Origin of the sequence: Nonomuraea purpurea, assembly GCF_042650645.1 — a bacterium.
Classification (GTDB): Bacteria; Actinomycetota; Actinomycetes; order Streptosporangiales; family Streptosporangiaceae; genus Nonomuraea; species Nonomuraea purpurea.
In genome coordinates this window covers 40,403-53,838 of the sequence record NZ_JBHSBI010000047.1, presented here as the reverse complement: position 1 = coordinate 53,838, position 13,436 = coordinate 40,403, and the positions used below count along the sequence as shown (strand labels likewise).

Sequence of the window (13,436 nt, the reverse complement as noted above, 5' to 3'; positions counted from 1 at the left end):
TCACACCTCTTCTTTCTCCGTGAGGGACTCGGCCAGCGCGCCGACCGTGGGATGGTCGAACATCGCCACGATGCTCATCTGCACACCGAACTCGTCGCGTATGCGGGACATGAGCTCGACCGCGGTCAACGAGTTGCCGCCGAGCTCGAAGAAGTCGCTGTCGGCATCGATTCCCTGGTGGCCGAGCACCTCGGTCCACAGCGCCGCCAGCCGCTCCCGTACGGACGCGGCTTCGTCCCGCGGGGCAGAGCCGTTCGGGGGGACCTCAGGCACGCCGTCGGCCGGCCGGCGGGGTACGGGCCCGGTGGGCAGGTCCAGCGGGGCGGGCCGGGCATCGGCCGGCCGCACCGGCCGGCCGTCCTGGTGCGGCGCGATGGCCACCTGGTACGGGTGCCGCCCCTCCAGCAGCGCCATGAACAGCCGTTCGCCCTTGTCCGGGTCCAGCCCCGTGAAGCCGGCCGGGTCCGGAGTCCGCGGCAGGCGCGAGAGATCCACCTCGCGCATGGTGTAGCCGGTGACGCCGGCCACCGGCCGGCCGTCCCCGCCATACACGTCCACGTCGGCCACGATCAGACCGCCGCCCGCCCGCCTGCGCCGGATGCGGCTGATCACGCGAGCGGGCAGATCCCCGTACAGCTCCAGGGACCCGCACCGGAACGGCAGGTGCGGCTCGTCCACACCGGGCACGCGGGCAGCGGAGAGCGCGTTGTCCAACAGCGCCGGATGGGCGGCGTGGCGCGTCAGCTCCTCGTGGAACGCGGGTGGCAAGTCCAGCTCGACGAAGAGCTCACCGGACGCCCCGCGGCCTGAGGCCGTCTGGTTGTCCCAGCGTGGTCCGACGTCCGCGATCCCCTCGCCCGAACTTTTCAGCGGCTTCAGCAGCGCGGCCCATTCGGCGGGGTCGAGGCGGGACGGCAAGGTGTCGCAGGGCCGGATGGAGCCGGTCACGTGCAGAGTGGGCCCGCCGTCGCCGGGCGGTCTCGACCGGATCTCGAACGCCCACGCCTCGGTCTGCGGCCGGAAGGACACCTCCAGCTCGCGAGCCCCCTCAGTGCTCAACATCTGCCGGAACACCACCTCGTCCAGGCGCACGGGTGTGCCGGGCGGGCCGACGGTCTCCCTGAAGGCGCGGATGGCGAGGTCGAGGTGACCGGTCCCCGGCAGGGTGGGCACGCCCCCGATGCGGTGCTCGGCCAGGATCGGGCAGGTGGCCGGGTCGAGCACGGTCTTCCAGACCTGGCCTCCCGCGGCCATCCCGACCGTGTGCCAGGACGGCCAGTTCAGGCTCAGCGCCGGTATTCCCCTCCTGGTCAGCTCGGCGGCCTGTGCGTCCATGAAGGCGTTGGCCGCGGCGTAGTCGGCGCCGCCCACGAGTCCGCCCAGCGCGGCCCGGCTGGAGAAGAACACCACGAAGTCCGGCATCGGCCGGCCGTCGAGCGCCTCCACCAGGGCCAGGGTGCCGTGCACCTTGGGACGCAGCACGGCCTCCGCCGCACCCTGCGGGCGTACCAAGAGCATGCCGTCACCTGGCACGCCGGCCAGGTGCACGACGCCGTTCACCTCGCCGTGCCGGGCGCGAACCAGATCGAACAGGCGGCGGACCGCACGCCGGTCGGTCACGTCGCACTTCTCGACGCTGACCCTGGCGCCCATGCTCTCCAGCGCGGCGATCTCCCGCCGCTGCCGCTCGCCGGCCGGCTCGCTCCGGCCTGCGAGGACGAGCGTCGGCCGCGCTCCGGTGCGGGCCAGCCCGCGGGCGACGACCAGGCCGAGGCCACCGAGCCCGCCGGTGAGCACATACACTCCATCGCGGCGGACGGCCCATCCGCCGGGTCGTGGCCGGTACGCGCGTTCGGTGCGCACCCAGGTCCTGCTGCCCCGTACGGCGATCACGGGTTCGGGGGACCCGGTGATCGCGTCGGCCAGCTCGTCCGCGGAAGCCGGATGGGCCACGTCGATGAGCCGGGGGCCGAGCTCGGGAGCCTCCAGCGACAGCGTGCGCACGGCACCGTGCAGGGTGGCCTTGGCCGGGTCGAGCGGTTCGCCTCCCGTCACATCAGCCGATCGCCCCGCCAGCACCAGCAGGCGCGGCGGCACCGGCCGCCTGACTGCGCGTTGTGCCATGGAGGTCAGGCTGTGGTACGTCTCGACGAGCTGGTCGTCCACGGTGGCGGTCGAGGGCGGCTCCCAAGGGGCCAGCGCCAGTGCGTGCACCAGCAGCCCCGGCTCGGCCCCCCGGGCGGCCAGGGCGGAGAGCACCCTGTCCAGGTCCCCGTCATGGCCCGGACGCATCCTGAACTCCTCGCCGGCCTCGGCGAATCCCGGGCCCGGGCGTACGATCGCAACCTGATGGCCGGCTCGTCGCAGGGCCGCCACGCTGAGGAGGGAGATGTCCGTGTCGTGGGGCAGGAGCACCAGGGCGGTGCCGTCCCCCGCGGGCGCGGGCGGGCAAGGCCGCTCGACCCAGGTGGGAACGGTCAGGGCCGAGGGCTCATGCGCGGGCGGTTCGGAGCGGGCCTCCGGCCAGTGGCGGGCGCGCCGGTAGGGGTAGCCGGGTACCGCTGTGCGATGGACCGGCTCCCGCTGCCGTACCACCGGCCAGTCCAGCTCGTGCCCTTCCGCCCAGAGCGTCGCCGCGGCTGCCAGCGCGGACTCGTGATCGGGCCCCTGTGCGAGCGTCGGCACGGCGAGGGGCGCGGACGGGTGCGCCCGTACCAGAGAGGTGAGCGTCCTGCCGGGCCCGACCTCCAGCAGCACCCGGTCCTCGTCGGCCAGCAGTCGCGTCATCGCCAGGTCGAACCGGACGGGTCGCACGATCTGCTCGGCCCAGAACATGGGGTCGCGGGCCTGCGATGTCACCCGCTCGCCGGTGGTGGCCGAGATCAAGGGCACGATCGGCTCTCGGAGGGTCACTCCGTCGAAGGCCGCGGCGAAGCGTTGCACGGCAGGCGTCATGAGGGGGCTGTGAAAGGCGTACGCAGTGGCCAGCGGTGTACAGGCGATCCCCTCCGAGCGCAGCTTCCGGCGCGCGTCCTCTATCCGGTCGGCGGCACCGGCGAGCACTGTCTGCCGCAGGCCGTTCACGACCGCCACGCTCACGCCGTCCGGGAGTCCGCCCTCGATCCGTTCGACGGGAGCGGCCACGGCCAGCATCCGTCCTCGCGGCATCGCGGCCATCGCCTCGGCTCTGGCCGCGACGAGCCGTACCGCGGAGGGCAGGTCGAAGACGCCGGCCACGGTCGCCGCGGTGAGCTCGCCCAGGCTGTGCCCGACCACCACGGCGGGCTCGATCCCCCATGCCGCCCACATGGCGGCCAGCGCATACTCCACCGCCAGCAACAGCGGCTGCGCCGGCTCGTCGTCGGAGAGCCAGGCGTCACGCAGATGCAGGCCGTGCCCGGCGAACAGGTCGAGGCAGGTGTCCATGGTGGCGCTGAAGGTTTCGTCCACGCCGTACAGCCCCGCCGCGATGCGCGTGTGCCGAGTCCCTTGCCCGGGAAACAGGAATGCCACAGGCCGCGGCGAAGCGCCGGCACGGCCGCGCACGACCCTGCCCGCGTGCAGGGCCTCGGCGCTCTCCTGCGCGCTGCGCGCCACCAGGGCGGCGCGGACCGAGTGCGGCGTCCGGCCGTCCTGCAGGGTTCCGGCCATGTCGGCGAAGTCCCGCTCACCGTGCCGGCGCAGGCGCGCCGCCAGCCGCTGCTCGTAGGCGTGCAGGGCCGCGTCGTCACGCGCCGACCAGATCACCACGCGCGGCCGCTCCGGCGCCGCCGTGCGCACCGTGTCCGGGCCTTCCTGGACGATCAGGTGCACGTTGGTGCCGCCGATGCCGAGTGAGCTCATGGCCGCTACGCGGGGACGCTCGGCCCGCCTGTCCCATGGCAGCGTCGTCCCGCTGACCGTGAACGGCGTCTCGTCCAGCTCCAGCCGGGGATTCGCGTCCGCGAAGTTCACGGTCGCGGCCCGGCGGCCGTGCTCCAGGCAGAGCGCCAGCTTGATCAGCGACGTCACGCCCGCCGCATGCCCGAGGTGGCCCACGTTGCCCTTGACGGATGACAGGACCACGCCGCCCGCATGGCCCCGCCCGTTCATCGACCGGTAGGCCCGGCTCAGGGCGGCCACTTCGATCGGATCGCCGAGCAGCGTGCCCGTGGCGTGGGCCTCGACGTAGGACACGTCGGACGAAGTGACCTCGGCGAGTGTCATGGCCTCGCGGATGACCGCGACCTGGCCTGCGACGCTGGGAGCCGAGAAACCGGCCTTCGCCGCACCGTCGTTGTTCATGGCGGAGGCGCGGACGACAGCCCAGATGTGATCGCGGTCCGCGAGCGCGTCGCTCAGCCGCTTGAGCACCACGGCGCCGCCGCCCATGCCGAACACGGTGCCGTTGGCCCGCGCGTCGAACGGGCGGACGTGCCCGTCCCTGGACAGCGGTCCATCGGTATCCCAGCGGTAGCCGTGGTGGAGTGGCGCCTCGACCGCCGCGCCGCCGGCCACGGCCACGTCGCATTCGCCCGTGCGCAGCGCCTGGCAGGCCAGGTGGACGGCGACGGCCGAGCTGGAGCAGGCGGTACTCACGGTCAGCGAGGGCCCGCGGAAGCCGAAACGGTACGACAGGTGGGTCGAGAGGTAGTCACCCTGTGTCAGCGCGCTGGCCGCCATCCCTCCCGCAACGGCGTCCAGTTCCTGGCGTGGGAGGGCTTCGCGGTAACGGCTGTCGCCCGCCGTGCCGAAGACGCCGACTTCGCCGCCGATCCGGTACGGGTCGTACCCGGCGTGCTCGATGGCCGAGTGCGCGACCTCGAGGAAGAGGCGGATCTGTGGATCGAGCACGGTCGCGTCCCGCGGCGTGAACCCGAAGAAGCCGGCGTCGAACATGTCGAGGCCGGGCGCCTGCGCTGCGGCTCTGACATAGCGCGGATCCGCCAGCAGGCGCGGGGACACGCCCGCGGCCAGCAGTTCCTCATCGGAGGGAAAGGTGAGCGCCTCGCGCCCCTCATCGAGGTTCTGCCAGAACTGCTCCACGTCGAGCGCCCCCGGGAAGCGGCCCGCGAGTCCGATGACGGCGACGCAGTCGTCCGGGTTCGATCTCATGCTCGTCCTTTCTTGGGCACCACGGCGTCGCGGGCCGCGAGGCGCCTGGCACGCAGCTCGCCCAGCTCCGCGCGAGACGGGGTGACGTCATCGGGGGTGACCTCGCCGGACGCCAGGAAGGCCGCGAGGTCGTGGACGGTCGGGTGGGCGAACAGCGCAGTCGGGGGAATCCGGCGATCCAGCTCTCGCTCCAGTGCCACGTGGACGCGGATCATCGACATCGAGTCGGCTCCCAGGTCGAAGAAGTTCTGACGCAGGGGTACGTGCTCCGCGCCCAGGACGTCCTGCCAGATCGACACGACCAGCCGCTCCAGCCCCGTGGTGGCCTCCCGAGGGCGGGCCGGCTGCGGGAGAGGGGCCATGACCGCCAGCGCGGCCCGGTCGACCTTGCCGTTGAGGGTGAGCGGGATCCGCTCCACGGCCACCACGGACGAGGGCAGCATGTGATCGGGCAGCGTGCGGCGCAGCCGCTCCCGCACGTCGGACACCGGCTGGGAGGCGGCGGCGGGGACCACGTAGGCGACGATCCGGGTTTCGCCGTCGGCGCCCACGCGCACGGCGCCGGCCGCGTCCTTCACTCCTGGGCACTCCCGCAGCCGGGCGTCCACCTCGCCGAGCTCGACGCGGTGGCCGCGGACCTTGACCTGATCGTCGGACCGCCCCAGGACCGTGACCAAGCCGTCGGGACCGTAGCGGCCCAGATCGCCCGTGGCGAAGCGCCGGTGCCCGGGTATGGGGTCCGCGTGGAAGCCGCCCTCGTCCCGCAGGTAGCCCAGGGCGAGGTACGGACTGCGCACGACGATCTCGCCGCGCTCGCCTATTCCCGCGGGCCGGCCGCCGGGCCGGAGCACGAGCAGTTCGAAGCCGGGGATGCCCGAGCCCACGGGCACGCGCTCCAGGGCAGCGTCTCCCGGGCGCACGTCGTACGCGCCGGCGAGTTGCGGCGTCTCGGTGGCGCCGTAGCCGTTGACGATCTGCGCCGACGGAGCCCACGAGGCGATGTCGAGCAGGTCACGCCCGCTCAGCGAGTCGCCCGCGCAGCAGACCAGCCGGATCCGTTCCGGAACCGGCGCCCTCTCAGGCAGCGCCAGCATCCGGCACAGCGCCGGGGTGACGTGGAGCACCGTCACGCCCTCGTCGCGCAACCATCCTCTGAGCGCGGCCGGATCCCGCATCAGCTCGGCGGGCGGCACGCAAAGCGTGGCTCCCGCCCAGAGGGGTGCGAGGATGTCGCGCAGCAGCGGGTCGTGAGCGATCCCCGACACGAGCGCGAAGCGGTCGTGACGGCCGAGACGGTATCGCCGAACGTACCAATCGAGGAAGTGCGCCAGCGGTCGCGTGCCGGCGCTGATTCCCCGGGGCACGCCTGTCGTGCCCGATGTGAAGGCCACGTAGGATGCGGTGTCCGGCAGCGGGGTTCCCGGTCCGTCCGGCCCAGGATCCGTGATCTTCCGCGCGGCCGAGTCGGGGGCGGCGATCCACCGCACGTCCGGGCCGGGCAGTGCGGTCGCGGGGGTGCCGGTCAGCTCGGCCCCGAGACGGACGCCCGCCGCGGCCAGTTGCTCGGTCAGGCGGGATCGCGGGTGGTCCGAGTCCAGCACGGTGAAGCGTGCCCCGGTGGCCAGGGTCCCGAGCAGGGCGGGCACCAGGCCGGAAACGCGGGCGCCGTGGACGGCGACGACCTGGTCCTGTCCCGTACCGGCCGCCGTGAGCGTCCGTGTCCACGCCGCCGCGGCGGCGTACAGATCGGCGAAGGTCAGCACACCGTCGCGATCCCGTACGGCAGGTGCGGACGGCTGTTCCCCGCCGCGCCGCCACAATGCCGGGAGGAGCTCCGGCACGTCGTCCCGCAGGTCCGCCACACCCTTGGGCAGGATCTCGGCGGCCGGTCCGGTACGCAGGTCGTGCGCGGCCAAGGGCGCCTCGGGGCTCGCGCAGGCCGCGGCCAACAGGAGCGAGAGTTGCTCCAGCAACTCCGCCACGTGCGCGGAGTCCAGCCTCCCCCGGTCGTACACCGCCTCCAGTCGATAGCCCTCGGCCCGGTCGGTGACGTAGATCCCCAGGTCGAACAGCGCTCCGGGCAGCGGCGGCGCGGCGACCTCCACTTCCAGCCCCGCCATGGAGGGGGGCTCGACAGGCCGGCCCAGCAGGTTGAGCCAGACCCTGAACAGCGGGTTGCGCCCGCCGCCTCCCGCCAGCCCGAGATCGGCGACGATCTGGTCGAACGGCGCATCGGCATGGGCGATGGCCTCCGCCACCGTACGCCGGGCCGCGCGCAGCACTTCGCTGAAGGCGGCCTCGCCGGGTACGGCCAGGCGAAGGGGCAGCGTGCTGACGCAGAAGCCCACCAGGTCGGCGTTCTCCGGGCGGTCGCGGTCGCCGAACGGGCCGCCGATCACCAGGTCGTCCTGTCCCGACCAGCGGCTCAAGAGGGTGGCCAGTGCGGCCAGCAGTGCGGCGTACGGGGTGGCGCCATGCGCCCGGGCGACGGCGCGCACCTGGTCGGACAGGTCCGCCCCAAGGTCGCGTGTCGTCCTTCCGGCGAGCCCGGCTCGCGACTGCTGAGGTGGCGCGGGCAGGTCGAGGAGCGCGGGGGGTGAGGCGAGCGTGGAGCGCCAGTAGTCGCGTGCGGCCTGGCCGTGGCCGTCGTGCAGGCGCCTGTTCTGCCAGGCCGCGAAGTCGGCGTAGCTCCTGCGAACGGGCTCGGGTACCGTACGCGCGCCAGTGGCCAGCGCCGAGTAGATCTCGCCCAGCTCGCGCACGAGAATCCGTTCCGACCAGCCGTCGAAGGCCACGTGGTGCGCCACGAACACAAGATCGTGCTCGTCGGGGGCGCGGCGTACCAGAGTCGCACGGCACAGCGGGGCCGCACTCAGGTCGAACGGGCGCAGAACGGCGGCTTCCACCGGATCGGGCCCGCCTTCGGGCGCCTCGATGACGTGCAGCGGTACCGTCACCTCGGTTTCGAGGTGGGTTTCAAGCTCCTCCGCGCCGTCGGCGAATCTGGTGCGCAGCGCGTCGTGCCGGGCCACGAGCAGGTCCAGGGCCTGGCGGAGCACATCTTCGCGCAGGCGGCCACGCAGGCGCAGGAGGGTGGGCAGGTTGTAGGACGGGTCGCCCGGGTTCAGCCGGTGCACCGTCCACAGCCGCCGCTGATGAGGTGACAGCCGATGACCGCTCGCCGGCGTGACGGGGTCCGCCGGGGGCAGGCCGTCGAGGTGGCGCGCCAGCTCGACGACGGTGGGAGCGCCGTACACGGCGGCGGCGGAGGCGTCGGCCCCGCATGCGTTCCGCAGGGCCAGCGCCAGCCAGGCGGCGGCCAGGGAGTCGCCGCCCGCCTGGAAGAAGTCCTCCTCAAGGCCGGTCGGCGGGCTGCCCAGCACCTCCGTCCAGGCCCTGATCACCGCCTCCTCGGTGGCCGTCCGCCCGGCCGGGGCCGTGCCGGGCCGCGCGTCGGCCCCGTGGCCCCCGTCCGGCGCCTCCTGGGCCGGCGTCGGCAGCAGGGCGCGGCGGTCCAGCTTGCCCGCCGGGGTCAGCCACAACGACGAGGTGATCACGACCTCGGCCGGGACCATGGCGCCGGGCAGTTCCCGGGCCGCGAACCGCCGGAGCCGTTCGGCCAGTCCGGCGGCCGGTGATGTCGGAACCACATGGGCGATGAGCATGTGGCGGTCGCTGCGTGAGGCTCGGGCGACGGCGACGGCTCGCACCTGGGGGTGGCGAGCCAGCACCGCCTCCACCGACCCGAGCTGGAATCGGACGCCGCGGACCTTGACCTCGTCGTCGAGGCGGCCCAGATGGACCAGGACGCCATCGGGCCGCAGGCGCACCAGGTCGCCGGTGCGGTACATGCGCTGCCCAGCCGCTCCTCCGGTCAGCGGGACGAAGCGTTCGGCGGTGGCCGCGGGGCGGCCGAGGTAGCCGCGCGCGAGCCCGTCTCCCGCCAGGAACAGCTCGCCGGGAACCCCGGGGGGCACCGGTGCCAGGTCCTCGCCGAGCACGAGTGCCGTGGTGTCGGGAAAGGGCTTGCCGATGGGGACGAGGTCGCCGTCGAGCGTGTCGTCGCTGACCTCGTGCCAGGTGCTGTCGACGGCGGCCTCGGCCACCCCGTACGAATTGACGATACGGGCGAGCGGACCGATCACGCTTCGCAGGCGGCGGTATTCCGCTGCCGTCCACTGCTCGCCGCCGGAGACGGCCAGGCGCACGGATGGCAGGCTCTGCCCGGTCTTCTCCAGCCAGGACACGAGCAGCCGCCACACTGACGGCGTCAGCTCCATCAGGTCGATCGACTCACGTTCGATCAGCGCGTGCAGGGCGGGCGGGTCGAGGAGCACATGCGTGGGGCACAGCACCAGCCGGCCGCCGGACAGCAGGGCCCTGGCGATGTCGCCGACGTGCACATCGAACGCCGCGCCGGCCCCCTGCAGCAGGGTACGCGGCTCCGGCGTGAGTTCGTAGCATTCCTCCCAGGCCCGGTAAACGCAGGCGAGTGCCCTGTGCGGCACGGACACCGGCTTGGGCTCGCCCGTCGACCCCGAGGTGTGGATGATGTAGGCGAGCCGATCGGCGCCCATCTCGACAGCGGGCATCGATGACGCCAGGGCGTTCGGCGAGCCCGGGAGGGCACGTTCGTCACCCGTCGAAGCCGGGAGCCGATGCGGTGCCAGGCCGTCCCACGGCCCGGGCGGACCGACGACGGCGACCGGCGCCGCACCTCGGATCATGCGCTCCATCCGCGCCGCCGGCGTGTCCGGATCGATGGGCAGGTACGCCGCGCCGGACGCCCACACGCCCAGAACCGCGACGATCCAGTCTGCCCCGCCCTTGTCCGCCACCACCGCGACAGGGGCGTCCGGGCCCGCTCCGGCTGCGCGCAACCGATGGGCCAGCCGGAAGGCCCTCGCCGACAGTTCCCCGTACGTCAATGTGACAGAGCCCGCGACGAGCGCCGTCTGATCGGCCCGCACCGCCGCTACCTTGGCGAACAGGTGATGTACCAGCTCAAGCCGGTCATCGTTGCGCAACGACGTCCCCCTCCCAGCCGAGGCTGCGCAGCCGCCGCACCAGAGCGCCGCGTCGGCGCTTGGCCTCCATCGCCTCGGTCCCGACATAGACCCGGCGCACTCCGGCGGCGATGGCCCGCTCGATCGGCTCGAAGAAGGTGAGGTTGAAGTACAGTGCCCGTTCCCGCACCGCCGGATGGCAGTAGTCGCACCCCCATGCCCGGGTCCGCCAGTGCGGACCCACATCCCACAGGGTCACGAACGCCACGGGGACCGCTCCGTCGAACGCCACGAGCATGGAGCAGTGCGCTCCCATCGCGGTCGAGGTCGAGGTGAGGTACTGGCGCATCTCCTCCTCCGTCGCGGTGGTGCCGTACTTTCGCTCCACCTGAGCCAGGAGGGGCAGCACCGCCTCCACGGCCTCCAGCGGCGGGACCGGGCGCACGGTCAGGCCGGATTCCAGCAACGCACGGCGTTGCGACCGCACCTTACGGCGGCGCTGCTTCGGCAGCGCCGCCACGTACTCGGCGAACGAGGTGTACGGGAGGTCGAAATACGCCTCGTCGCGGCAGGCGAGCCTGGCCGGGCCCGGGGGCATCGCCGACCGGACCGCCGCGTGCTGCTCCTCGTCGAGGAGAGGTGCGCAGATGAGCTCGGGACGATACCGGCCCGCCACCGCCCAGGCGGCGCGGAGCAGGGCCGGCAGGGGGATGCGGGCCGTCATCACGTTCGGCGTCACGCCGTCCGACCCGATCAAGGATACGGAGCTCCAGGTGAACCGGTCCGTCTCGCCGAACAGGATGGCCGCCTGCTCGCTCTCGAAGAACCCGCCAGGTGTCGGATAGATCGGAACCAGACCCGCCAGCCCGGCTCCGTCGACGGCCACCACGTAAAGGGTCAGCAGGCCGTTCAACTCACGGATGAGCTGCCTGCGGTCCAGCTCTCGAAGCACCTGCTCGGGCACGAGCCGTGTCCCGTCATTGAGCAGGTCGACCTGCTCGATGGTGTCGAGCACTTCGATCGCGCAGCCGTGCGGCAACATGCTTTCGCGCGTCATGCCGAACCCGTCCGCGGAGCGGGCCAGGAGACGACCGGCGCCGGCGTGGGATCGACGGCCACGACGCGCAGCTCGGAGGTGTAGGCCCGGCCCGCGGGATCGGTGAGCCACAGTTCGCCCGGCCCTGGGAGCATTTCGACGAGGTCCATGTGGTCGGCGTTCCTGAGCGCGCGTACGAGGTTGTCCATCAGCACCGGCGAGCGGAGGTCCGCGTAGAAAGGTTTGGCCTGATCGGGCGTGCGGGCGAACACGTGCCTGGGCACTCCGAGCCCTGAAAGGTAGGCGCGCATCCGGTCGTGGCCGGGGTCCGCGGTCCTCGTCCGCAGCGGGGCCTGCGCCGCCTGGACGCGCCACGACCGGCGGCAGACGGTCAGGTCACCGATGGCCGCCCGGAAGGAGTGGAGTCCGGGCGCCCTGATCTTGAACAGGTTGACCACCAGGGCGCTGAGAAATTCTCCGAACACCTCCAGGACGGGCGCCGCCCAACGGTCTGCCTCGGCCACAGCCACCAGCTCGCCGTCCCGCTCCATGACGAGCAGGCCTGTGGCCGGGGTGCTGGGTGCGCCGGACGGATGCCCGTCGTCCGACCCGTACGACCAGTAGCGGTAGTGGCCGGGCGGGTCGAGGGCGAGCGGCGGATAGGTGCGTGAGCTGACAGCGGGGGAATCGTTCGGGTAGACAGGCACGACCCTGCCTCCCGGATGGTCGGCGGCCACCGAGCGCAGGAGCTCGCCAGGGTCGTCGGCCTGGGTGCGGAAGACGCGGCTCTCCAAGGTGTTCAGCGCGACATGGAGCTCGCCGAGCACCCAGCGGTCTCGTTCGGCCGTCCGCCAGAGCAGCAGATCGGGGCTGTGCACCCTCGCCGCCGCCCACAACTGGCCGGGAGCGGGAAAGAGCCGGTCGGCGAGCTCACGCGCGTGATCTTCCGACACGATCAGGTCCGTGTCACCGGACGGGAGGATCTCCGCCCATCTGAGCTGGAAATCGGCCAGCACGTCCGGGATCTCCTTCGCCCCTGTGCTGAGGAGCTCACCGGCGGCGAACTGGAGGTCGGCGATCGTGACATCCGCCCGCCGTGTCCTCAACTCCCGATAGCAGCGCCGCAGCTCCTGCTCGACGACCTCGCCCACCTGACCGGCCAGCCAGCGGGCGCTGTCCAGCAACACCGAGAGCGGCCCGCTCAACGTGTCGAGCGAGGAGGAGGCGATCGTCGCGTCCAGATTCCGGCGGCAGTCCAGGTACAAGGGGGTACGCCGCCCCGCCACGCGTTCCTGCCCGAGTGGCCCGTCCGCGGCTTCCGCGAGGCGGTGGTCCACCTCGGCCAGCGCGGCACGCAGGCGCTCGGGATCGTGCCCGGCCGCGGCCACCTCATCCCGGGCCCGCTCCAGCCCGTCGAGCACCTCGTCGAGCCGACGCCGCACGTCAGGATCCGCGACGATCGCCACCTGGCCTCTCACGTGCTGCTCCGGGGCACTGTCCAGGGGCACGCGAAAGCCGACCTTCAGGACTCCCTGCCGCTCCAGTTCCGCCACCGCCTGTTCGGATTCCGGACCGCAACGCCGTACCAGATCCCCGAGGGAGACCTCCGGAGTCAGCGCCCGAATGATGCGGCCCATCGGCTCCACGCACGCCAGCGGCGGCCGGCGTGGGCGCAGGATCGCCCCGTCACTGAGCGTGCACGCGGGATCGAGCCGCACGGGCAGGTACGCACGCAGCGCCGAATCCCGGTTCCACGACCGCACGACGGCCTCGACCGCCCACACCTCGAAACACACACGCGAGGACCGGATGGCCGCGTCCCCGCTGGTCCGCGTCTCGGACTCCCCCAGCCTCGCCCACGCCACGGGGCCGAAGAAGCCGATGGTGTCGTTCTTGGCGCAGTACCGCTGTATATAGCGGGCGACCAGTGCCTCCCTCTTCCTGTGGCGAACGGGCCCGGTCCGGCCCGGCGACGCGACGTGCCGGCCGATCCAGTTGTCCACCGCGCGGGGGTTCTGCCACGTCATGGCGGTGCGTACGACGGGGTCGGCCAGGAGTGAGTCGATCGCCGCAGCGGTGGCGCTGTTGACGGCCTCGTCGCGAGCCGCCCCGGGCGGCAGGCTCACTTGCGCGGGAGCGAGCGGATCCAGCAGCCCGAACGGCAGTCCGGCGGAGCGGAGCGCGGCCAGTCGCCACAGCCCCCACCCTCCGGCGATCGCCACGAGATCGGCACGCCGCTCCTGGATGTCAGACGCCATCGCGCCCCTTCTGCTCGGACCCCTGGGCTCACCGCCGCACCG

The 13,436-nt window shown here is 72.7% G+C and carries 4 protein-coding genes; all 4 read right to left on the bottom strand.

Features of this window, described 5'->3' with window-relative positions:
* The 4 genes from ACFOY2_RS51045 to ACFOY2_RS51030 are packed head-to-tail and all read right to left on the bottom strand — an operon-like array spanning position 1 to position 13,394.
* Positions 1–5,094 carry a type I polyketide synthase gene (locus ACFOY2_RS51045; RefSeq protein ID WP_379535439.1) on the bottom strand — a complete coding sequence of 1,698 codons (5,094 nt, stop codon included), beginning with the start codon at positions 5,092–5,094 and terminating at the stop codon, positions 1–3.
* A complete protein-coding gene (locus ACFOY2_RS51040; protein ID WP_379535438.1) occupies positions 5,091–10,121 on the bottom strand; it encodes an amino acid adenylation domain-containing protein in 5,031 nt (1,676 codons plus the stop codon). Before ACFOY2_RS51040 ends, ACFOY2_RS51045 begins: the two co-directional genes overlap by 4 nt.
* A complete protein-coding gene (locus ACFOY2_RS51035) occupies positions 10,108–11,157 on the bottom strand; it encodes a GNAT family N-acetyltransferase (RefSeq protein WP_379535437.1) in 1,050 nt (349 codons plus the stop codon). The genes ACFOY2_RS51040 and ACFOY2_RS51035 overlap by 14 nt, the downstream gene beginning before the upstream one ends.
* Positions 11,154–13,394, bottom strand: coding sequence for a lantibiotic dehydratase (locus ACFOY2_RS51030; protein WP_379535436.1), 2,241 nt, complete (start codon positions 13,392–13,394; stop codon positions 11,154–11,156). The genes ACFOY2_RS51035 and ACFOY2_RS51030 overlap by 4 nt, the downstream gene beginning before the upstream one ends.
* Positions 13,395–13,436: the final 42 nt, after the last annotated feature.

Bases quoted from the DNA above. Each gene is read 5' to 3' on its own strand.
- ACFOY2_RS51045 (WP_379535439.1), bottom strand. From the start codon at position 5,094: ATGAGATCGAACCCGGACGACTGCGTCGCCGTCATCGGACTCGCGGGC.
- ACFOY2_RS51035 (WP_379535437.1), bottom strand. From the start codon at position 11,157: ATGACGCGCGAAAGCATGTTGCCGCACGGCTGCGCGATCGAAGTGCTC.
- ACFOY2_RS51030 (WP_379535436.1), bottom strand. From the start codon at position 13,394: ATGGCGTCTGACATCCAGGAGCGGCGTGCCGATCTCGTGGCGATCGCC.